Raw genomic sequence first — 23,796 nt, 5'->3', positions numbered from 1 at the left:
TGACCAAAAGAGGAATGGAAGCCGCCTCAGCTGACTTTGGACTTATACTATCGGCTTATAATCTAAAACGAATACTGAAAATCCTCAAAGTACAAAGGAAAGAACTTATTACAGCATTTTTAAGGTATTTTCAACTTATTTGAAAGCCAATAGGCACTATTAAAAAGGGTTTTAAATCAATTAGAGGTAGTTTGGAGCAAAACAAAATTTCGCCCTCCTTTTTACAAGCTTCGGTAGTTTGAAACTAATAAGCTAATTTTAAATTAAAATCTGAAGGCGGTTTTGGGACAGACTGCCGTTAGGTGCAATACGAAATAAAAATTGGAAGATAAAATTGAAATTATACTAGTTGGTGCAATCCTCGAATTTATCGACACAAAAGTCGAATTTATTCCAAAATGTTTACATTCTGCAATGTCCATTTTTATGGACGATAAATCCATTTTTGAAAAGATTCCAGAAAAAGTCATTAAAAGTTCTGAAGATTTTGAAAAACTTAATAAAGGTCGGCCAATGACTGGCTTGGGAAAAGATTGGTTAACGAATAAAGGACAAGAAAACGATAAAGAAATTGAATATTTCGATAAAAATGGTGTTTTAATTTATGATGGAATTCACGCTTCTGCATTTGGAAGGATGAATTACTTTTATCGCTCAAAAGGTATTCGACTATATCTTTTAGAAGATAAAACGATTATGACAGTTTGCCCATATTCTTATATTGACCATCAAGGGTTTTCATTTGTACAGGAAGAGGTGGATAAAACTAAATTTAAAAAAATAAAAACCGCTGATGAAGTACAGCAACATTTAGGTTGGACAAGAGAAGACCCAAATGACAGGAGTAAAATAAAAGTCAATGAACAATTAATAAAAATGTTGACTTCCATTAAAAAACCTTTCCATCGTGACTACTATCTTGAGTACTTATTGACACCACCAGACGTTGATAAAATATCTGACTTCTCAGAAAATATAAGACTTAAGTTTTGGGATGTATGTTTATCTAAACGGTTTAAAAAAAATTGGGGAAAAGAAATGCAGGAAAATGCAATTAGCTTTTTGTCATATTTGAAAATTCCACCTTCACCAATTCAAATTTTGGAATTCATAAAAAGAAAATCAAAAGGTGCAAAGCTGGATGAAATTTTAGAAAAAATTGATAATTTACAAGATAACCTCACAAATCAAAAAGAGGATATTTTTGAATTTAAACCAAATATTGGGGGAGTTGGAATTAATTTGAATGAACTTAATAAAAGAATAGCAAAAAAGTTTAATCTATAAAGTACTGCACCTAACAAAGAACTGAGGTAAAAACCAACAAATTTCTGCATTAAATTTGAGACATATATATTTTGGCCAAATTCCTGCATTTTTTGGATTTTAGCTATTACGATTAGGTGTTCTTATCCTTAGCCGATTATCCAAGCCCGTTATATAGTATCTTTATCTAGACATTAATTAAAAGTTGTTTTCAAGCGAAGGCCAAAATCAACTTAACTTTTATATGAAAAATCCATTCCAAAAAAGAAATCACTCTTAATAATACTCCTACTCATCTTAGGCATTTTTATGGTATTGAGTTCGGTGATAAATTTTTTTATCGCCAAACATAGCACTAAATTTATTGTAAGGGCACCAATAGCTGCAATAGGACTAGCATTACTATATTATTGTATCAATTACATGATAACCATAGATAAAGCTTTTAAAGAAAAACTAGTAAAGGTTTGGTCTCAGGACGATTCAAGACTACTGACAATATTCAATTATCAACCGCTAGAATGGCAAACATACGGTACAAAGTATACGCAAAAAAAGAAAAGAAACTTTAAAGCAACGTTTATAACCGTATTTACAGTTCTTTTTTTATTTTTCTTTATAAGGGTAACAGAACAGTTTTTAGCATAATAGTGCCGGTTTTCTGTTTGGGTGGTTCGCTAATCGCTTATTTTAAATGGAGAGCAATTACCCAATTTAAAACCAATTTGTTAGTTGATTCTGGGCCAAGTGCAAGAATAACTACCTCTGGGTTATTAATTAATAATAAGTATGTGGTTTCCTTTAATAACCAAGACGGCAATTTAGAGCGCTGCCAATTGCAATCGTTTTTAGGGAAGCAGTGTTTAGAGTTTACCATAAGTAGAGCTGGTGGTAAAGGACATAATTATGAGCACTTTAATTTGTTAATACCCCGAACCGAAATAGATATACAAGCATTATTATTACAAATACAAAAGTTTGCCGTAATCAAACCGTAATACTAAGAAAGGATACAGCTCAATAATCGTTACCATCAAAATATCCTAAGCATTAGTAATATGTAAATCCTAGGCATAAGATTTTTTTTGTAACATAAATTTAGGTTCATCGTCTTAATTTAAAACGGACATATGAGAAACTACACGTACATTTTACTGGTTTGCATGCTTTACTTAGCCATGCCATCTAAAGCACAAACAGTTGCATCCCAAAAAAAATTTGACTTTTTAGCAGATAGCCTACAAATAGAGCATCAACTAAAAGAACACAACCTGCCAGGTTTTAGTTTTGTTGTTTTTGAAGATTATAAAATAGTATACAGTAAACAATACGGAGTTAAAAGTACGGAAGGTGAAGAAAATTTAGATGGTAACACCGCTTTCTCTACAGCATCAATTTCTAAACCTGTGACCGCCTTACTTTGTTTTATTCTAGAAGAAAAAGGCTTGTTAGATTTAGATGCGCCTATTACAAAAAGTCTAAAGCGTTGGCAATTGCCAAAAAGTGAATGGACTACTAAAACACAACCTAGCTGGAAACACTTCTTAAATCATACCGCAGGGACTACCCAACATGGTTTCGCAGATTTTTATGCAGGAGATACTGTACCAACAATTAAGCAAAGTCTATTGGGGCAACTTCCACGGTATAAGGAAGAAATAAACTTTTTGTTTGAACCTGGGACTAGTTGGCAATATAGCGGTGGTGGGTATGTTGTAGTGCAAATGGCTTTAGAGGATACTTTTAAGACCAATCTAGCCAATTTGGCTCAGGAGCATTTATTTACGCCCTTAGGATTAGAAAATACCAGTATGATACAGCCCAATGAAAAAGGATTTTTACAAAATGTAGCATTGGTACATGATAAAGATGGTAAGGTAATTAAAACAGGATTGCCTATTACACCACAAGTAAGTGCTTCTGGGCTATGGTCTACACCAACAGATTTGGCCAAGCTAACCATAGCATTACAGAAAGCCCTGAGCGGGGAAGATACTACGGTGATTTCTACATCCGTAGCACAAGAGGTAACTGCTGTTTCGGCATTAAAAAATGCGGTAGGCGGATGGAGTTATGGTTTTCAAAAATCTTTTGGATTTAATAATTATGATTGGCTATCCTGTAATGGCTCTAATACGGGCGTTGGTGGCGATGTTTTTGCAACCATGACAGATGGTAATGGTTTTGTGTTTTTGGCTAATGGTGAAAAGCCCAATCGTTTTCCGGTTATTGATAATACACGTAAGAAGCTGCTAAAACTATTGCAATGGAAAAAAGAATTAAACAGAGATCAAATTGAAGAAATACCTGCGAGTACTAGAAAGGCACTGATTGGGGAGTATAATGATTTTTTGTATCAACTAAAACTACCCACTGCCATTAGTGAAGAAGATGGTAAACTATATGTTGCATCTGCTTTTTTTAGTCATTTTAAAGGAGAGGATAAAAGTGAATTAATGTATTTGGGAGATGGTAGGTATAAAATAAAAGACTATCCTAATTATTTGCAATTCAATATGGAGGAGAACCAGCTAAAATCGGTGACGTTGTCCAGAGATTTGGTTAGCATAGCTATAGAAGTGACAAAGAAATAAAGACAAAAGTTATTCTTGTAGGTAAGGTGGTTATGAACAATTTTCTTAAAAGAGAAAGAAGAGGTTTTAATTTCTGGTAATATGTAGTACTAAAAAACGAATATGTGGTTAGAGAAGTAATGGATAATTTAAAACTTCATCACTTTAAAAACGATGTGATACTGTCACATCGTTTTGTTTAGTGTAAGTAGATGAAAACATACCAATTAACCCTAGTAAACCGATTATTATCCATCCTCGTTATTTGTTTGCAAATAACACCTAGTGTAGCGCAAACTAATGCTAGTAAAAAGCAACCTAATATTCTTTGGATAGTTACAGATGACCATAGGTATGATGCTGTAAGGGGATTTAATAAAATGATACATGGCAGAGAAATGAGTGAGCTTGGCTATGTAGAATCTCCTAATATAGACCGGCTTATAGCTATTGGCACTACGTATAAAAATACTTATGTGCATTCGCCAGTATGTGCGCCATCGCGTTCTGCAATGCATTTAGGACGTTACCCATTTAGGTCTGGAATTTATCAATTTGAATATTACAACAACAATTTGCCACATTTTAAGCCAACGTTACCAGAGCAGATGGTTAAAGAGGGCTACCAAACCTTTCATGTTGGTAAATTGGGCGTTCGTATTAAAACCTTAAAAGAGGGGAAACCTACAACGCATCCTATTTATCAGAATGCTATTAGCTTTAAACAAATGCATAAAGATGGCCTCACAGACTGGGGTAAAGATTGGATAAAAGAAGTAGATGGCCAAACATTAGAAGAACCGCTAAAGAGTGTAGCGTATTTCGTGTCTCCAGAGGGGACCTTTACATATGCTTCTTTAGAGTTAGAAAAAGAGCGACCTTCTCATGAGGGTAAGACGGCTTTGGCAAATAAAAAGTTTGATATACTGCGGCATTACAAAAAAGGAGAGAAAGAACATCCTACCAAAGGTATTATCCTCTCTGGAGTAAGTCCACAACCCGCCGGAAAAACTAGAGACGGATATTATAACCGAGTACTTTTAGACTACCTTAATAATACAGCGCCTACATTCACTGTGGGTTCACAAAAGGTAGCTGGGATAGCTCCAGACAAACCTCTGTTTGTGCATTTAGGGTATGATTTTCCCCATACCCCCGTATTACCCCCTGCAACATTTAGAGAACGCTTTCAGCAAGAAACCTACAAAGTACCTCAGTTTACAAAAGAGGAACTTGCAAAACTACCAGAGCAAATTAAAAGATTTATAAAAAGTAAAGGGACAGACCATTTTACAGCAGAAGAAAAGCAAAAAATGATTCAGGATTACTATGCTTTTTGTGCTTATGGCGATAGTTTAATAGGGGAGGCTGTAGATGGTTTTATTGCTTATAGCGAAGCTAAAAAACAACCTTGGACAATCGTGTATGTACACGGAGACCACGGATGGAAATTAAATGACCACGGAGCAGTATCTAAATGCACACCTTGGGAGCTAGATAGCCATAACCCAATTGTAATTGTTAGTTCTAATAAAGAAAAGTACCCTGCTGGGAAAGTAGTAGATGCTTTTGCTGAGTTTGTAGATATTGCACCCACCATTTTAGCAGAAGCCGGAGCAGATATTACTAAAGATGCTTATACCTATTTAGACGGAATGGACTTAGCATTGATAGCCAATGGCACAGCGCCAGAACGCGATTATATTATAGGAGAGAGCCATGCAGCTACAGGCCCTAGAGCGTATATCCGTACTAAGGAATATGTTTTTTCCATGCGAATCCGCCCACAAAAAGCAAGAAAAGGAGAACAAATTCGATGGGCTTTGACGGCTCCTTATCAGGCTATAGACCCTAGTTTGTATCACACCACAAAGGACCTTAAAGAGCTAAATAATGTAGCCTTTGATAAAGCTTATAAAAAGATAGCTCAAAAAATGCGCGTAAAACTGGCTAATATCGTATTAGGAGACAATAGAGTAGAGGTGGACTGGGGAACTTGGGGAGAAGGGACCAAAGTTTACTACAGTAATTTTGCTCCAGGGATGCACGATTTTAAGTTGAATTTAGATTGATGCGTATCAAGGAGAAAACAAGCGGACCACTTGTGGTACAGCAGGGCCCCAGCCTTTACAATACTAATGTTTTCCATTTAAAAAACAGCTCATATTAAAAAAAGAATACGTTAAATAGTGATATAAATGCCATACCAATTGAAAGAACAAAATAATATAAAAACCAGTCTACTACTCTTTTTGGTAATTTTTTGGGTAATGTACGGTTTTGCACAGCAAGAAAAACCCAATATTGTTTGGATTACTACAGAAGACAATTCGGCCATATGGTTAAAATTGTACGACCCTGAAAATGGCGTTTCCATGCCCAATGTAGAAGCGTTGGCGGCAGAAGGTATTGTATTCAATAATGCATTTTCTAATGGAGCGGTATGTTCTGTAGCTAGAAGCACGCTCATAAGCGGAACCTATGCGCCAAGGACGGGTAGCCAATTTCATAGAAATGCCTTTGAAGTTCCCTTACCAGAGGGCTTAAAATCATATCCAGAATATTTAAAAGAGGCAGGGTATTACATGGCCAATTGCGCTAAGGAAGATTATAATTTTGAATTAGATGGTATTTGGGATGATAGCTCCAAACAGGCATCTTACAGAAATAGAAAAGAGGGGCAGCCTTTTATGCAGGTCTGGAGTTTGCACGATACCCATGAAGGTAGTATGCATAAACGATTGGATGATTATGCTATCACAGATTTGCATCGTAACCCAAAAGAGATAACCGTGTTTCCATACCACCCAAACACACCAACTTTTAGAAAAAGCTATGCCTATTATTATGAGAAGCACAGACATGATGATACGCGTATAGGTGAGCTTGTAGCTCAGCTAAAAGAGGATCAAGTTTTAGATAATACCATCATCTTTTATTATGGAGACCATGGTGGGGTATTACCGCGTTCTAAAGGATATATTTATGAGAGTGGTTTGCAGGTTCCCTTAGTGGTTTATATACCAGAAAAATGGCAGCATCTTTTTCCTGCTAAAGCGGGGAGTAGGGTAGATGGTTTTGTAAGTTTTGTAGATTTTGCGCCTACACTATTGAATCTTGCTGGCGTAGCCATACCTAAGCAAATGGACGGTAAAGCCTTTATGGGTAAAGATGTTAGTTTGCAAGAACTAAATAGACAACAACTAACCATTGGGCATGCAGACCGTTTTGATGAAAAGTACGATTTGGTGCGGAGCATCCGAATAGGAAATTACAAGTATATAAGAAACTACCAACCGTTCAATGTAGATGCGCTCTATAATGCGTACCGGTATAAACAAAAAGCATATCAAGAATGGTTAGCCTTGTACAGAAAAGGAGCGCTAACAGCAACGCAAGCAGCATTTTTTAAGGCAAGACCAGTAGAGCAGTTGTTCAATGTTTCTACAGACCCCCATGAAATTAAAAATTTGGCTAATAGTCCTCAATTTGCGGAAAAACTACAAGAACTGAGAAAAGCCTTAAACGATAAGGTAAAAGCATGGCCAGATTTGAGCTTTTATCCAGAGTCCTATTTGCGGCAGCATGCTATCAATAATCCAGTTGATTTTGGTCAAAAGCATAAGAAAGAAATAGGGGAACTCATTGCAATCGCCAATTTAGAACTGTTACCTTTTACAGAAGCAAAAGCAGAAATAGCAAAAGCGTTGAAATCAGATAATCCATGGAAAAGGTATTGGGCACTTATAGTTTGTAGCGCTTTTGAAGAAGAAGCAATAGCGTTTACACCAATTATTCGCAATTTAAAAGAAAACGACGATGAAGTGCTAGTGCGTTTAAGAGCTATTGAATATTTAGGACTTACGGCGCAAGAAAATCCAGTGACAGCCCTTGAAAAATTACTAAGGGAAAAGCACGGCCTGTTAGACAATTTAATGATTTTAAACACCGCAAGTTTATTTAAAACTCTAGATAATCAGTTAACCTTTAAACTAAATAAAGAATTGCTATTGTCATCTGCAGAGGGGGATAAAAATGGCGAATATTGGATTAACGGTAGAATACAATTTTTGATGGGAGATGCTAATTAATTTATTTATCCATTTGTTCTTGTATCAAACCTATATGTGCTAATAGTTTTTGTGTGGATTAGATAGTTTTAAGTCAGCATAAAAACAGACCAAAAAATGATACACTACAAAAACGGAATAACGATAGCATTTCTAATGCTAGGCATAGTTGCTTATGGGCAAAAAGGACCATTTTTTACTGCAGGGGAAGACCCAAAACCGAGTGGAGCCAAATGGAAACTAGTCAAGGGTATGTCAGACGAGTTCAATGGCAAAAAAGTAGACGAGAAGAAATGGCAAATTTCTGGACAAGGTTGGATTGGTAGAGCACCAGGGCTGTTTGTAGCAGACAACATAACCGTAGCGGATGGTAATTTGGAAATTATTACCAACACCCTAGATAAACCAGTAGTAAAGCAGGGAAAAACGTATACCCATGGTGGGGGTTATGTAGGTTCTTATCAAGGAAAGACTTATGGCTATTACGAATGCCGTATGAAGGCAAATAAAACCTTTATGTCTTCTACTTTTTGGTTAATAAATGATAGGAGAGAGGCAGATGGTTGTGAAAAACGCACAACAGAATTGGATATTCAGGAATGTGTGGGAGAGGTTACCACAGACCAAGAATGGGCGCAATTGATGCTAAATAACATGAATTCTAATACGCACAGTAGAGACATACCAGAGGGTTGTGATATTGCATCTGGCACAATTGGGGCAAAGCAACCTTTGCAAGAGAAAGCAACAGAAGACTACCATGTTTATGGTGTTTGGTGGAAAAGTAAAGACGAGGTGTTGTATTTCTTAGATGGTAAATTTCACGCTAAAGTAAAACCAGCAGCCGACTTTAATATACCTATGCATTTGCGTATGGTGGTAGAAACATACGATTGGAATCCGGTACCAGCCGATGGTGGCATGACGGGCACTGCAAAAGATAGAACCACCTATTATGATTGGGTACGTACTTGGGAGTTGAAGGAGTAGTGTTTAATGACTTCAAAAAAAAAGACTAAGGTGATTACTTTTGTGTATGCAATTACCCAAAAGTAACCACCTTATTTCCCCATAGTTGTAAACGTTGCTCTGCCAATAGTTTATTGTTTTTATCTTTTACAATTCATTGGGCTTACAATGTTCCAATATAATTTGACCAAAGTTTAGATTTACCGTCTGTAAAAGAGAATAGACTTCAGCATCGCCAATTTTTTTTTAGAGGCATTTAATATCAATTCTCTTTTTAGAGCCTATTTACGGTCATAAGCATAGTGGTATTTCTGTTTGGAAGCGGAAAAACGGCTTTGATACACTTTTGTTTGTTTATTATTAACCATAAACGCGTAGACCAGTAGTACGTCTTTAGTTAATATTATCTTTTTAAAGCATCTTTTAATTCAATTCATAAGCAGTGATGGGGAGGTCTTAAGTGTCATACAGTCTATACACTTCTGGTTCCTGTTAATTGGTGCTGATTCACTGTTATGCGTAAGGATATTTTTTATCTTTAGCCTAAAAATTATATATCTGTCATATGACGGATATTCAATTGTTGTAACACATTTAAAAATTGAACTTTAAAGATATTTTCGAGAATATTAAATCCTATTTATTTATAGGAACATTCTTTTTTGGATTCGTCATAATTTTCGCAGGACTACCAGGTCGAAACCGAGACTGGAATTTATATTTTATTCTTATCGGACTAGCCATGCTGCTACCATTCGCAATATGGTACCTAAATGACCATCTAAAACTAAAGAGACTTGATAAAAAGTATGAAAAAGCACTTGCCGACCTAAAATTAAGGGGGGAAAAAGTTAAAGTAGAATTGGATAATGTAAAAATAAAATCCAATAAATGGAACGAGACTGTTATCACGGACAATACACAATATGCTGGTTTAAATGAATTAGTTGGACGAGCTGACAGAAATATGAAAACCGTTGTAAAAAATTTAAATCAAGTAACAATAAACATTCCATATAAAGGAAAAATTATTAGATACAAAGCGAATGTCCAAATGGACACGGATAACCTAAAAATACATTTCGCAATTCAAAAAGAAACTACCTTATACATTGACCCTTTGAACAACCGAAACATGTATCTGGATTTAGAGTTTCTGGAATAAAAACGTGTTACAACAAAACCTATAAACAATACGGGCTTAGGGCTTAAACGAATGGTTTGCGTATTTTTATGAAGTCCGCAAAATCTTTTGGATTTTGCTTTGGACAGGAAAAATAAATCAAAACAAAAAGATTTCGCTATGTGCACGGCGGAAAGCAAACGCCGGTTTGCCCCCGTACTGTTCATAGCTAAACCGTTGTAGAGCATTTAAAAGCAAAAATTGAAAAAAACAGTAATATTATTTTCCATCCTAATTTCAATCTCTTCTTGTGGACAAAAAGAGAATAACGGAAAGTCAGACTTTAAAATTGACGAAAACATAAAAAAAGAGGTGGATTTTAAACTGTCTGAGTCGGAATTTGGCGAATCTTTCAATGAACTTTTCTTAGTGTATGACAATGTCCTTTTGGCTAATTTTTATGAAAATGACTCTTTGATTGTCTCTACTATTGGAAAGGAGCGGAAGATGCCCTTTAAATCATTTTATTACGTTAAAAACGACACTATTTCAATAGATGGCGCATATGGACTTTTTGGTGGTTTTGGATTTTCAATAAAGTTTGTGGGAAACAAACCAATGGTTTATCACATGCTGGCTGGGGACGATTTTCCCGAATATTCTGAGTCTGCAGATGGACAACTAAAATTTAGAATTGAAGTACAATGTACCGAAAGCACCCTCACACTTTCAAAATTTCCAGAACCAAATATGAATGACGTAATTTACGGAATTGTCGAATTTAAAAGCAAAGATTATTATTCTGGGGCAATGCTAGTGGATAATGAGGAGCATGGTGAAAGGAAGAAAACAAGAATGGACATGAAAATTTATTTTAAGTCCAAATTTGTGGACTTTGAAAAATTATAAAAACGCTCTACAATACGGTGTATAATTAATTGCGGGTGGATTTCCCAAATGGAAATCCTTACAATTAACTATCTTCGGTACAGGCGGACATTTTCCGTTGGAAAAGTCCGCAACTAATCATAGCTAACGCGTTAGCCACAATGTATGACAAGCTTTCGAACATATTTAATCATCAATTTAAAAGATTCGAAATTAGTCGACACACTAGACTTTTCTGAAACCAATTTTACGTTAGAATATCGTCCTGAACCAACTAATTGTTATTATGAAATTGAAAAAGGAGAAATCCATTATACTGGAGGCAAAAATCTTTTTGAAGATTCTTCAGATAGAATTGAATATCAGCAAAATGAATTAATAATTACTGCCGAAAATGAAGATATTGCTGAAAACGCACTATCACTTTTAAAAGGAGGTATTCTTTTAGCTTTTCCAACCCCAAGTACTACTCTAATTGATTTATATGTCTCTGAATTCAAAGAAACAGATTCAGATTTTTATAAAAATCATACAAATTACTTTCGAAAAATAGAAAATATAGGATTTGGGTGTCAAGTATTAGAAAAAATCATAGACAACAGAGAATGCTGTTATGCTCTAGAAAAATACAAGGTAAGCTTGGAATTGCACTCATTTAGTCCACATTCAGCTGATCCAATGTATGGCCAAGTATTTGACCATTATGATTATAAAAAACAAACACATACACGTTCGGCTTTTGCGATTATATCTGCCTTTTCTGTAATTGAGGAATTAGGACTTGAAATTCGGTCAAGTGCTAAAAATCCTAGGTTCTTAAACTCAGAAAAAGGTGAATGGAATCCAAAAGTTTTAGATAACATAGAAAAACGATTAAATAATATCGGAATAGACAAATCCTCAACTTTTGATTGGATTTTTAGAGGAGATAAAACAGAAGTCGAAAAAGATTTCAAACCTTATTTTGGATATGATTCTCAATGGACAAAATATGGCGAAAGTGTTAGGGATAAAACACTAACTTTTCCAGAAGCAATTCATAATGCTAGTTATTTGAGAAATTTTATTGCTTCTCATAAATTCAAAGAATTAACTGAATTTATTAGTCCGTATGATGTTTTTAATGTCCAATGTTTAGCTCGAAAACTAATATTGGAAAGTTTAGGAATGTGGGAAACAATGTTAGGAAGACATAAGAAAAACAGTGGCTAACACCGTATAAAATTCCTTGCTAGTAATTGTCTACTTACGAAAGTCCTCGCGGACTTTCAATCCGTGATTTATTTGCTAACTATAGGGCTTAAACTCGCAATGAAATCATACATTTACCGTTGGCTAAATTTTTTACCAAAAGTGAATTCAGATTTTGAAAAGGTTACTGGAAGACCCCACATATCACCAAAAGAAATGATGAAAGCATTTACAAATAAATAAGCAAAGCTAATTGCCAACAATTCAGCCAAACCGTCCGAAACTAAAAACTTAATGTAACAAATACTTTATTTGAGATACTAATTATTAAAAATCTATAATCAAATGAAAAAAATAAAGAAAAGAAGAGCATTAATTTTATTATCAATTGGGTTACTTGTAATTGCAACTTCACAAATTTTATCTCACTCTTTTGAATTACCGGATTTTGTAAAGGGTTCTTTTATCGGTATTGGAATCGGACTTTTACTTACTTCTTTAATTTTCGGAAATTTCAAAACTGTTCGTAATTAAAAGCTAAAAAAGCGGAATTGAAAATAATAGGCGTAAAGAAAAACTCTTTTTTAAAATTTTACTATCCAAAATCAATCGAACTCAATTAAATATCAGCACAAAAATAATTTAAAGAACTATTTCCGAATTTGAATTTGAAGAATTAAACGGAAACTAGAATCTTATCATTTACGTATAGTAACTGTTCCCAAGAATGTTTAACCACAATTACGGCGGATTCGACTACGTCCGAATCCACTCGGAATTGCTACAGCCAGTGCTAAATCCGAAATAATTTGCTAACTTTTCCGTAACTGAAGGTTATACGAGACCGCTTGCAAGAATTTGAATGAAAGAACAACTAATCCATTCCATTACAAAACATATTCAATTAGATTCCGGCGAACAAACCTTAATCGAATCATTTTGGACAGAAAAAGCACTTGAAAAAGGAGAATTTCTCTTAAGAAATGGAGAAGTTTGCCGAACGGACAACTTTGTGATTAACGGAGCATTAAAGGCTTTTTATATAAATGCCAAAACAGGAAAAGAAGAAATCCTATATTTTGCAATAGATAATTGGTGGGCAACCGACATTGAAAGTTTTCAAAAACAAAAGACTTCAATTTATAACATTCAGGCAATCGAAAAAACAGAATTATTACAAATTCGTTACGATTCTTTTCAGGAAATGCTAAGAAAAATCCCAAAACTTGAACGATTTTTCAGAATCATTCTTGAAAATTATTTGGGAAGCCTTCAAAAAAGAATAATAACCAACAATGTGCTTGATGCTGAACAGCGTTATTTGGATTTTATCGAAAATTACCCAGAAATCTGCAACAAGGTTCCTAATTATTTAATTGCTTCTTATTTGGGAATTACTCCAGAATTTTTGAGTAGAATCCGTAAAAAAATAGAAGCATCTTAAACTACATCAATTTTTATGATATTTTCAATTCAGAACTTTGCTCATCATTCAAAAAAAATACAAAATGAACAAAGTACTAATTATCAATTCTAGTGTGAGAAATGAAAAATCACACAGCAGAAAACTAACACAACTCTTTGAGGAAAACTGGAAAGCAAAAAATCCGAGCGATATTTTTACTTATCGAGAAGTTGGATTGAAGCAAATTCCTGCAATCAATGAAAAATGGATAGCGAGTGCGTTTGTGAAACCGGAAAATAGAACGGAAGAAAACCAATCAGGAGTTGAATTAAGTGATAAGTTGATAAAAGAATTTAAAGAGCATGATATTTATATCCTTGGAACACCAATGTATAATTGGTCAATTCCAAGTGGGCTAAAATCTTACATTGACCAACTGATGCGTATAAATGAAACTTGAAAATTTCGCTCCGGACAACCCGATGGAGATTATGTTGGTTTACTTAAGAATAAAAAAATGTTCATTCTTTCGAGTCGAGGAGACACAGGATATGAAGAAAATGAAAAAAATGAGCATATGAATTTCCAAACAACCTACTTAAAATTCGTTTTCGGAATTATGGGGATAAAAGACATTTCTATAATTTCATTGGATAATGAAGAGTTTGGAGGAGAAATATTTGAGAACTCTAAAAAGATAATATACCAAAGGATTGAACAGATTTAAAAACTGTTGCCAACAACGAACAGAGGTAAAAACCAACAAATTTCCGCAATAGGTTTGTGGCCTATTATTCTTGGCCAAATTTCTAGTTTTTTTGAATTGCAGGTAACGCTAGGCTATTAGATTCTTTACATCTACTTAATAGACAAAGCTGGTATTTTTAATATTTTTAAAGTTTAATTTTTGACCAAATAAGACTACAAATGAAAACTATTTTTAAGGCAGCAGTAGTGCTGTTTTTTTGCTTTTTAGGGCCTGTTTCGGCACAAGACAAAGTGCAATCTGGACCCATGGTGGGCTATTCTACAATGAAAGAGGTTTTACTCTGGCTACAAACTACAGAAACTGCAAAGGTGCATTTTGAGTATGTAGAAAAAGGAACCTCACAACCCAGATTTTCTACAGATACCATTACAACAATAAAAGACCAAGGTTTTGTTGCCAAAGCTATAGCAGACCAAGTGTTGCCTAGTAAGACGTATACCTATGAGGTTTTTGTTAATGGCAGTAAGGTAAAAAGGGATTACGCTATGGAATTTAAAACGCAAGAACTCTGGAAATGGCGTAAGGACCCACCAGAGATTGAGTTTGCTATAGGGAGTTGTACTTATGTTAATGAGCCAGAAATGGATAGGCCCGGAAAAGGTTATGGTAGTGAATACGAGATTTTTGATGCCATCCATAAAAAACAACCTGATTTTATGGTATGGTTAGGCGATAATATGTATTTAAGAGAACCGGACTGGAACTCTAAAACAGGTATTATGCACCGCTATACCCACACACGTTCGCTAAAAGAAATGCAGCCTTTATTAGCATCTACACACAATTATGCTATTTGGGACGATCATGATTTTGGACCAAATGACTCTGATAGTAGCTTCTGGCTAAAACGTACATCTGCAGAGATTTTTAAATTATTTTGGGGTAACCCCAATTATGACGTTTTAGATTCTGGAGGTATTACAGGTTCGTTTGAGTGGGGTGATATTCAGTTCTTTTTATTAGACAATAGATACTACAGAACAGCAAATCGAAATTTTACTACAGAGCGTCAAATTTTAGGCAAAGAACAAATAGATTGGCTTATAAATGCCTTAACAGCGAGCCATGCCACATTTAAGTTTATTGTTATAGGCAACCAAGTGGTGAGTACAGAGGCCATGCATGAGAATTATGCTACCTTCCCAGTAGAGCAACAATATTTGTTAAGAAAAATTAGAGAGTCTAGAGTAGAAGGTGTTATATTTTTGGATGGAGACAGACACCATACGGGGCTAAGTAAAATGAAGGAAAGCAAATATGTTTATCCGTTGTACGATTTGACTTGTTCTTCTTTAACCGCAGGTGCAGCCCCAAGTGATGAAGCAACCAATGCATATAAGCTTACAGAAACTTTAGTAGGGCAACATAACTTTGGAATGTTAAAAGTGTCTGGCCCTTGGAAAGACAGGGTACTTACCATAACTATAAATGATAAGGATGGTAAAAAACTTTGGACAAAGGAAATTGCCGCTAGTGAATTAAAGTATTAGTTTTTGTAATTACAAAAACAAAAAAAGGCTGGTATAACCAGCCTTTTTTATAGAACAGAAAATCGATTATTCAACAATCTTGAGGTCTATAGAAGTTCTGCTTTGCCAGCCCGTTTGGTCAGTTACGGAATAGCCACAATGGTAATCCCCTACATCTATATCTTCCGGGATGGTTACTTCAATACTAAACGTAAATTCTTTTGGACCTTCTTCAATGGTGTAATTTTCTACAATGAGCATTGGATTAACAGGACTTTTAATCGGCGATAAATCGCAGGTTGCCCCTTGGTCGTCATGGGTATGGTGGTCAAAATTATGATGTAAGTTTATGCTGTAGGCAGCAAGTGCATCATTATCAGTAACCTTAGCGCTAAACGTATAGGTTTCTCCTCGTTTTAATGATTCGCAGGCTTGTGGAAAACCACCAGTAAAATTTACACTTATGGTTGGTTTCTCTTCATCTATTGTTGTGCTGTCATCTGATGAACACGCCGTGGTAGCTAACAAGGCTAGCGTACCTAGTATAGATAGTATTTTTTTCATTTCAAATTATATTAAAAACCCAACACCAAACCAGATGCTGGGCTTATTTGCATTTATACAGTTACATCAATGTGGGTGTCAATTACAGAAGTATTACCGTTTTCGTCTTCTATGGTAATCATCATGTGGTATTCCCCAGCTGGTGCCGTAGCAGGTACATCTATGTGTTTGTGGAATTCAGCAGAAGTTTCGCCATGCAAACCTTCCTCATATTCCTGTTCAAAATCCCACTCTTGTTCACCTTCTGCAACTTCTAAACCGTGAGCATGTATATCTACGGTTACATTATGGATACCATTAACCGCATCTATCATAAATTCTACATGAAAATCGCTGCCACGGGCTACTGTTTCATCAATAGACATTTCCGAAGTGATAATTGGCTCCATAATATCTATATGGCCTTCAATTTCGGTACTGTTTCCGTTGGCATCTGTTACTGTAAGAGAAATATGGTATTCCCCAGCAGGTGCCGTCATAGGAATATCTACGTGCTCATGGAATTCTGGATTTTTGGCCATGTATTCTGCACCGTCAAAAACTTGCTCAAAATCCCATTCTACTTCCCCTTCTTTCAATTCTAAATCGTGTCCGTGAATGTCTAGGGTAATGCTAGCTACAGTAGCTTCTGCGGTAATTTCTGCTTCTAAATGAATATCAGAACCTTTGTAAGCCACTGGTTCGGCACTATGGGTGCTTCCTTCTCCAAATTCAAAATTGGCAATTACAGGAGCCGCTTCGTTTACGTTGTCATCATCATCTTCACTACAAGAATGTAGGGTAAGTATAGCTACAAATAAAAAGGCTAGGTGTTTAAAATTAAGTTTCATAAAAAAGTATTTAAGTAGTTATTAATTGATTAAAGTTTAAAATTGTTGTGTTAGTGAAATAGCAATATTTCGGCCTGCTTCTGGCACGTCTATAAGTCTGTAAAAACTGGTATGGTCATAGTATTCTGTATTAAAAAGATTATTAAGTTTTAGGCGTATTTGTATGGGTTTACTTTTGCTAAAGAGCGGTGCTTTCCCCGTTAAAGACATATGAATAACTTGGTAGCCGTCTGTGATTTCTTCTGGTGGTACAATTTCTTTTTGCGCTGCCGCGATGCGTACATCTGTAGTGAAATTGATACCTGTAAAAATTCCTAGTTGTTCTTTGCCGTAGGTAAAGCTGAACATACCAATTAGCGGAGGTGAAAAAGGGATGGTAAATCCTTCTTTGGGACCACTGGTCTGCTCTGCGTAAACATATTCTGCAGAGGCGGAAACATTAAAATTTTTAAACCACTGATAGCCTATGCTAGCTTCGCCTCCTATCCTAAAAACTTCTGCTTGTGTATACTCGTAAATTTGTAAAGTTTCATAATACTCTGGCGTAGGGTTTAGATAGATGTAATTATCAAAATAGTTTACAAAAGGGCTTACGCCAAAGCTTAATTTATGTTTTGCATAACTCACTTCTGCATCTATTTGGTACGATGATTCTGGGTCCAAACTAAGGTTGCCCCGTTCATAACGGTACATGTGGTAATTAACTCCGTCAGAAGAAAGTTCGTGGGCTAAAGGCATTCTAAAACTCTTACCAATATTTAATTTGTAAGTAGTATGCTCTTTTAAGTAACTAGCGCCAATACCGCCACTAAAACTGCTAAAATTTAAACTAGAATTGGTAGCGCGCTGTAAAAAGATAGTAGAGGTAGAACCGTCTGCATTTTGCCGTGGTGTTTGGAACCAATCTGTATGTGTTTTGGTTGTAATTAATCCATAGTCATACCGGATACCTGCTTGCAAATATAGATTGGGTGTTGCTTCAAAATGGTCAAATAAGTAACCGCCAATACTATAGCGGTCATAAGCGGGAATCAAAAATCCCCATCCGCCAATATTATTGTTCTGTAACTCTGTATTTAACCCTGTAGAAAATGTGTGTTTGCTATTAATTGCTATAACATCTTTAGCATTTAGGGTGTAGGTGTTTTTGGTGAAAATACGCTCCTTACTATCGGGTGGCGTGGGCATAAAACCGTGGGGTACAGGCTCTGACTGTTCTTCTCTTTGATTATTTTGGTAACCAAAATCTATTTTTAAGGTGTGGTTATTAAGTTGAAGGGTAGTGTTGTTGGTAATTTTGATGTGATTTACTTTATGAAAAGGGAGGTCTACATCTCTGTTAGAGGCATCATAATCAATAGAAGAATTGCGTACTTCTAATCCATGAGCGTTAGCAAAGAATCCGTTTTTGGCGTTAACATTGCTGATAAACGTTTCTGTCCTAAACTTATCACTTACATAGCCAAAGCTAAGGCTGCCGTTAGCCTCTTCGCCTGCAGTATTCCTTAGGTTATTGTCTTGCAGTTTAAAAATGTAATTCTCGTAATTAATCTGCTCTGTAGGCACCTTAAAATCCGCATAATCCCTGTAGGTTATGCGACCACGATAGTACCACTGGTTCTTTCTGCCTTGGATACCTGTAGAAAAAGCTAGTAGGTCATTATTGGTTTCCCCCAGGATAGTTACTTCCCCAGAAAAGGAATTGGGCATGGGTAGTTTAGCGGGTTGTATATCTACCACACCAGCAATAGCGTCTGAGCCAAATAACAAAGAGGCTGGTCCTTTAATTATTCGGATTTCATCAATACCATACTGGTCAATCTCTAAACCATGATTGCTGCCCCATTGCTGTGCCTCGTGCTTTATGCCATTTTGTACCACACTAACACGGTTAAAACCGAGTCCTCTTATGGTAGGTTTAGATTGCGCGGAACCAATGGTCATGCTACTAACTCCTGGAATTTTTTTTAGGGTTTGCATTAAGCTATTTTCCCGATTGGCATGCAAATATTCTTCATCTACTGCTATGCTTACCGTAGACGATTCTTGAGCAAGCCGCTGTTGGGATTTACCTTTTAAAGTAACACCATCTAATTCGGTGTTAATGGATTTTAACTTTAGAATGATGGGCGTTTTGGTATCAGATGTGATAGTGTATTCCTTTTCTGCATAACCAATATGGCTAGCAACAAAGGAGTCATACTTAGTTTTTAGTAAAAAGGTTCCATTTTGGTCTGTGGTAGCAAAACCATCTTTGGCAATAAGGTTTACACCAAATAAAGGCTCTAAAGTATGGGCATCTATAACCGTACCTTGTATGGAAGGCTTGTTTTGAGCACTGAGTATAGAGGTAATTGCGATACCCAGCCCAAATATGAGCTGTCTAATAGACATGTTATTCTAAAATAAAAGTTTGGTTTTCCTAGGGGGCTAGGAAATAAATAGGGTTTTGGATGCCAACAAAAACACAGGGTGTTTACGCTAAAAAGGGACACCAAAAATGTTAGCTTAAAAAAGGGTTAGGCCAAGAGGTGTGGTGGTGGCCTAGAAAATTGAAAGTAAGAAAATAAGGTGTTGCTTACACTTTGGGGTGCAGTGGTTACTTTTAATTGGGGATAACCTATGATTTGAACATCTAATTGCCAGTCAGTACCATTTTCTGGTAGTACAGGAGTGTGGGTGTCTAAGAATACCACCTCGCAAATGGCACAATCATCTGCAGCGTCTGCCTCATCCGTATGGGTAAAAACGTGTAGACCTGCCATTTTCACCGTAAGGAAAAGGGCTAGAAATACATAAGAAAGTTTATGTTTGATTTCTTTGGTCATATTTGCTTAATGCGACTGATTTGCGAATTTAGGATTTTGTTTGCTTTTATTAAAAGTTATTTTGCACTTCTGTTGCATTAAGCATCAGGTAGTGTACATCGGTATTTTTAATAAACGGTGTAAGTAGTTCACTACCTGGTCCATACATGGCTAACTCTACATAGTCTGCAGAATGTTGCATGCTTATCCATCCCACGGAATTGTACTCCTTTTGCAATTCGGCCAAAGGTTTAAAGGGTAATTTTTTAGGGTTATACCAGCCCGCATCAGTATTTAAATTATTGTAGTAGGATAGCAGTAGTTTTGCCGCATCATCATTAATAGCGATGCCATTGGCATAAGCTATACGTTCCTTTACCGTGTTTATAGAAGATTCTTTACCAAGTCCGTTTAATATCCAAGAATTGGTGAATTTGTAATGCTGAATAGAATCAAAATTGGTGTTGGCGTTGCTACCATATATTACCCCTGGATTGGCATTGCCGTGGTCTGTAGTTATAATCACTAGTGTTTCACCATCTTTTTCTGCAAATTCCATAGCTGCATTTATAGCTTCATCAAATGCTAATTGATCATACAATAGTCCGGTAATGTCATTGGCATGTGCCGCCCAATCTACTTTGCCAGCCTCAACTTGTAATACAAACCCGTTTTCAGCATCCTTTAAATTGTCAATTGCTTTTTTGGTCATTTCTGCCAGGGTGGGTACACTGTTGGCTAATTCTTTGGTGTTTTCTTGGTCCTTGGCGTAGGGTAATCCACTGTCATAAAAAACGCCTAGTAAGGGTTTTTGGCGACTAGCGTTTTGCATTGCCTTTTTGTCTTTAACAACGCTATATCCTTTGGTAGCAAATGCATGGTATAGGTTTTTGCCATCTTTGCGCTTGTCTGCGGCAAAGTGTTCGTTACCCGCACCCATAAGTACATCAAAATTTTGTTCTAGATATTTTTCTGCAATGGTGTCTTGGTCATTTCTAGACTTAATGTTAATACAAAAACCAGCTGGTGTAGCATGCGTAATAGGTACCGTGGTTACACAGCCCGCTTTTTTACCTGCAGATTTAAACTTTTGCCAAATAGGCAGATTGGCTTCGCCATTAGCATCAATATTGATTCTACCGTTAGGTACACGCACACCACCACCCCAAGCAGAACTAGCGGCTGCGGAATCTGTTACTATGGAACTGGCAGAAGCCGTATCCATTAAAGCCCGGGTTACTTTGTTTTCTCGATAAAGATTCATCCAATGGCTGCCTATACCGGTTTTTCTAGTAAGGTGTAAATCGGCCATATTTAAGGTGCCCGTACTCATACCATCGCTAACCAGCAGAATAATATTCTTAGCTTTTTTATTTTTAAAGCTAGCGGCGGTTTCTGCGGCTTCTAATGAGTTGAATGACGCTAATAACGATGTTCCTAATGCTCCTAAAGAGGTGTTGCGGAAAAACTTTCTTCTGTTCATTTTTGGTGATTGATGCTTTTTTAAACGTGCTATTTATTTCATTTTTAGTCCAGTACTTTCTGTTAGGATGTAGTTAAAATGTTCTACATCGTCTTTATTTAACTTTAGTTTACCTGTAATAACCACAACATCGTCGGTTTTGAAGTTGGGTTTGGATTTAAACTGAATTTCCATGGCAGTTTCTGGTCCGCTGGCACCACAGAAAAAGCAAGACGCCATTGGATTTTTAGATAAGATAAACAAGTTTCCGCTAGGGTCTATATCTAAAAAGTAACCCACAATGGATACTTCTTTGCCCTGTAGTTCTTCTATACTTTTACTAAAGTCTGGGTATAAAAAATTAGAACCATAATCGGGGTAATATTTTTCGGTATAGGTAATATCCGCTAAGTCTTTCCACGTTAGTTCTACCTGTGCAAAAGTGTATGTAGAGGCCAACAGTAAAAGCAGGGACATCAATTTATTTTTCATCACTTAAAATTTTAGATATATTCATTTTAAACAGTGGCACTATTGCCATTGTAATACCTATCAAAATTACAGCCAATATTAGTATTACGGTGTATAAAAAAGATTGCAGCGGTAAGTTGGGCATAATGTCTTGCTGTAAGCTAGATTTTAAGATAGTAAAGACGAAATGTAGACCAAGTTGACTCAAAGCAAAGCCAATTAATAGGGATAATACCACGATGCATATACCCTCCAAAGCAATAATGGTACTTATTTTAAGATTACTAGCACCGTAGGTGCGCATTAAAGCAAGGTCAAACGCGCGCTCTTTCACCATTTTATACAAGCTAATAAAGATGGTAATACAAGAAATGATTAAAATAATGTAAGCGATCCAAGAAATGGCTTGTACACCAATTCCTGTAAATTTAAACAGTCGGTCCAACTCAAACTTAGGTAATGCCGCCTGCATGTTTGTTTGTTCATTAATCATTCTAGGTGTGGTAAGCAAGCCTACCGGACTTCGGAAAGAAAGCAACAGGGAAGTAACCTCTTTAGCTTCTTGTTGGTGTGCTTCTTCATGCTCATGATCTTCATGTTCTTCATGGTCATGCACATCCCAAATACTTTCTAGGGTAGTGATGATTAATCGGTCTAAAACTTTATAACTTTTCTTATAAATACCAACCACTTTAAATTCTGCATCATGTGCTTCTATAGCTTCATCTGTAAGCCCATGCGCACTTTTAAAGGTGTCACCCAGTTGCAATCCCAGTTTTTGTGCCACCTCACTGCCAATTACAGCTTCCATAGAAGTTTTAGGGCTAGTACCAGTTGCTATTTCAGCAGCGTAAAAGGAATCAAAGGCTGGGGTGGTCCCTACAATACGGTAGCCTTTATAGTTATCGCCATAAGAAATAGGAGCAGCGTTTTTAATTAATGGATTGCGCGTTAGTTTTATAGCCTCGGGATATGAAATGTTACCGGTGGGATTGTCTACATGTAAAACAGAAGACAGCACCAATTGTAGCGGACTGCCTTTAGCGCCGACCACCAAATCCACATCACCTAAGCTATTTTTAAACTGATTTTGTACCGAGGCATCCAATTGTAGAACACCTAAGAGTAATGCAATGCTTATAGAGAGCGAAAAAACGCTAAGAAATGTGTAAAGCGGTTTATTATTTAGGTTACTAAGCACTATTTTCCAGGTATTCATAGCGTAAGTACATTTTTAAAGTTCGCCTTAATACGCTGGTCGTGTGTAATCACGATGAGGTTCGCCTTATTTGCAGTTGCTTGTTCTTGTAATAACTGCATTACTTTAGTACAATTGGTATCGTCTAAGCTAGAGGTGGGTTCGTCCGCTAATATTAATTTAGGTTGATGTACCACTGCCAGCGCGATACCCAAGCGTTGTAATTGACCAATACTTAATTCGTTTGTTTTTTTGTTCTGGCAATCTGCAATCCCTAATACGTTCAGTAATTCTACAAGCGCATTTTTATTACTTGTTTTTTTTGTAAAGTACAAGCGTGCTTTTAGATTTTCTAATACGGTTAATGACCGTAACGCATGATTGTTCTGAAAAACCATACCTATTTGCTTACCTCTGAACGCATCTAGCGCTTTGGCGGATAGGGTAGTGATATCGGTGTGGTTTATGGTAACGTTACCCGTAGCCGGTCGTATCAAACCTGCCAAAAGATGTAATAGGGTTGTTTTGCCTACCCCAGATTTCCCCAAAATAAGAAGACTTTCTGCCTCATCTAAATGTAGATTAGGAAAAGCCAAAACGGAAGAACTGCTAGGATATTGATATGTTAGGCTACTAGACTGTATCATATAACTCTGCTGAAAAAGAAGCTTAAAGATAGTGCTAACAAGATAGCTGTTAAATGGTTTTTGGCTTAATTTTATGGTGTTACGGCTGGTAACA

General features: G+C 36.2%; 21 protein-coding genes and 1 pseudogene. 14 read left to right on the top strand and 8 right to left on the bottom strand.

The window, feature by feature from the left end; genetic code table 11:
• Positions 1–321 precede the first annotated feature (321 nt).
• The 14 genes and pseudogenes from FBT53_RS11695 to FBT53_RS11635 all read left to right on the top strand — a co-directional run bounded on the left by FBT53_RS11695 (position 322) and on the right by FBT53_RS11635 (position 15,744).
• Positions 322–1,287, top strand: a complete 966-nt coding sequence (locus FBT53_RS11695; RefSeq protein WP_136951370.1) for a hypothetical protein — start codon at positions 322–324, stop codon at positions 1,285–1,287.
• A gap of 644 nt (positions 1,288–1,931) precedes the next feature.
• Entirely contained in the window at positions 1,932–2,264 is a 333-nt protein-coding gene (locus tag FBT53_RS11690) for a hypothetical protein (protein ID WP_136951369.1), read from the top strand.
• Between the two features lie 132 nt (positions 2,265–2,396).
• Positions 2,397–3,860 (top strand): serine hydrolase, encoded by a 1,464-nt coding sequence (locus FBT53_RS11685; RefSeq protein WP_136951368.1) that lies wholly within the window; start codon positions 2,397–2,399, stop codon positions 3,858–3,860.
• 191 nt (positions 3,861–4,051) lie between these two features.
• A complete protein-coding gene (locus FBT53_RS11680; RefSeq protein WP_136951367.1) occupies positions 4,052–5,911 on the top strand; it encodes a sulfatase-like hydrolase/transferase in 1,860 nt (619 codons plus the stop codon).
• A 126-nt stretch (positions 5,912–6,037) separates the two neighbouring features.
• A complete protein-coding gene (locus tag FBT53_RS11675) occupies positions 6,038–7,930 on the top strand; it encodes a sulfatase-like hydrolase/transferase (protein WP_240729824.1) in 1,893 nt (630 codons plus the stop codon).
• Positions 7,931–8,026: 96 nt separating this feature from the next.
• Positions 8,027–8,899: a family 16 glycosylhydrolase gene (locus tag FBT53_RS11670; protein WP_136951366.1), complete on the top strand. Its 873-nt coding sequence runs from the start codon at positions 8,027–8,029 to the stop codon at positions 8,897–8,899.
• Positions 8,900–9,479: 580 nt separating this feature from the next.
• A complete protein-coding gene (locus tag FBT53_RS11665) occupies positions 9,480–10,043 on the top strand; it encodes a hypothetical protein (RefSeq protein WP_136951365.1) in 564 nt (187 codons plus the stop codon).
• A 219-nt stretch (positions 10,044–10,262) separates the two neighbouring features.
• Entirely contained in the window at positions 10,263–10,910 is a 648-nt protein-coding gene (locus tag FBT53_RS11660) for a hypothetical protein (protein WP_136951364.1), read from the top strand.
• A 144-nt stretch (positions 10,911–11,054) separates the two neighbouring features.
• Positions 11,055–12,101 (top strand): hypothetical protein, encoded by a 1,047-nt coding sequence (locus tag FBT53_RS11655; protein WP_136951363.1) that lies wholly within the window; start codon positions 11,055–11,057, stop codon positions 12,099–12,101.
• A 99-nt stretch (positions 12,102–12,200) separates the two neighbouring features.
• Complete coding sequence (locus tag FBT53_RS16370; RefSeq protein ID WP_255578275.1) at positions 12,201–12,323, top strand: hypothetical protein; 123 nt, start codon at positions 12,201–12,203, stop codon at positions 12,321–12,323.
• A 102-nt stretch (positions 12,324–12,425) separates the two neighbouring features.
• Entirely contained in the window at positions 12,426–12,614 is a 189-nt protein-coding gene (locus tag FBT53_RS11650; protein ID WP_136951362.1) for a hypothetical protein, read from the top strand.
• Positions 12,615–12,942: 328 nt separating this feature from the next.
• The gene (locus FBT53_RS11645; RefSeq protein WP_136951361.1) at positions 12,943–13,524 is read left to right on the top strand and encodes a Crp/Fnr family transcriptional regulator; all 582 of its coding nucleotides are present in this window, start codon (positions 12,943–12,945) and stop codon (positions 13,522–13,524) included.
• A 64-nt stretch (positions 13,525–13,588) separates the two neighbouring features.
• Positions 13,589–14,212 (top strand): annotated as a pseudogene (locus tag FBT53_RS16310) (FMN-dependent NADH-azoreductase).
• A 200-nt stretch (positions 14,213–14,412) separates the two neighbouring features.
• On the top strand, positions 14,413–15,744 hold the full coding sequence (locus tag FBT53_RS11635; protein ID WP_136951360.1) for an alkaline phosphatase: 1,332 nt from the start codon (positions 14,413–14,415) through the stop codon (positions 15,742–15,744).
• Between the two features lie 66 nt (positions 15,745–15,810).
• Here the strand turns inward: FBT53_RS11635 and FBT53_RS11630 are convergent, their stop codons facing one another.
• The 8 genes from FBT53_RS11630 to FBT53_RS11595 form a co-directional block, all read right to left on the bottom strand.
• Positions 15,811–16,287 (bottom strand): DUF4625 domain-containing protein, encoded by a 477-nt coding sequence (locus FBT53_RS11630; RefSeq protein ID WP_136951359.1) that lies wholly within the window; start codon positions 16,285–16,287, stop codon positions 15,811–15,813.
• Positions 16,288–16,340: 53 nt separating this feature from the next.
• The gene (locus tag FBT53_RS11625; RefSeq protein WP_136951358.1) at positions 16,341–17,117 is read right to left on the bottom strand and encodes a DUF4625 domain-containing protein; all 777 of its coding nucleotides are present in this window, start codon (positions 17,115–17,117) and stop codon (positions 16,341–16,343) included.
• Between the two features lie 36 nt (positions 17,118–17,153).
• Positions 17,154–19,511: a TonB-dependent receptor domain-containing protein gene (locus tag FBT53_RS11620; protein ID WP_136951357.1), complete on the bottom strand. Its 2,358-nt coding sequence runs from the start codon at positions 19,509–19,511 to the stop codon at positions 17,154–17,156.
• A 125-nt stretch (positions 19,512–19,636) separates the two neighbouring features.
• On the bottom strand, positions 19,637–19,945 hold the full coding sequence (locus tag FBT53_RS11615; RefSeq protein ID WP_136951356.1) for a hypothetical protein: 309 nt from the start codon (positions 19,943–19,945) through the stop codon (positions 19,637–19,639).
• A 49-nt stretch (positions 19,946–19,994) separates the two neighbouring features.
• On the bottom strand, positions 19,995–21,407 hold the full coding sequence (locus FBT53_RS11610; protein WP_136951355.1) for an alkaline phosphatase: 1,413 nt from the start codon (positions 21,405–21,407) through the stop codon (positions 19,995–19,997).
• 33 nt (positions 21,408–21,440) lie between these two features.
• A complete protein-coding gene (locus FBT53_RS11605) occupies positions 21,441–21,878 on the bottom strand; it encodes a hypothetical protein (protein WP_136951354.1) in 438 nt (145 codons plus the stop codon).
• The gene (locus FBT53_RS11600) at positions 21,868–23,076 is read right to left on the bottom strand and encodes an ABC transporter permease (RefSeq protein WP_136951353.1); all 1,209 of its coding nucleotides are present in this window, start codon (positions 23,074–23,076) and stop codon (positions 21,868–21,870) included. Before FBT53_RS11600 ends, FBT53_RS11605 begins: the two co-directional genes overlap by 11 nt.
• Positions 23,073–23,702: an ABC transporter ATP-binding protein gene (locus tag FBT53_RS11595; RefSeq protein WP_136951352.1), complete on the bottom strand. Its 630-nt coding sequence runs from the start codon at positions 23,700–23,702 to the stop codon at positions 23,073–23,075. Before FBT53_RS11595 ends, FBT53_RS11600 begins: the two co-directional genes overlap by 4 nt.
• Between the last annotated feature and the right edge of the window lie 94 nt (positions 23,703–23,796).

The sequence above is a fragment of the Flavobacterium sp. ASW18X genome (assembly GCF_005144745.1).
Taxonomy (GTDB): Bacteria; Bacteroidota; Bacteroidia; order Flavobacteriales; family Flavobacteriaceae; genus Croceivirga.
Note: the sequence above shows the minus strand (reverse complement) of the source record. Positions and strands in the feature narration are given on the sequence as shown.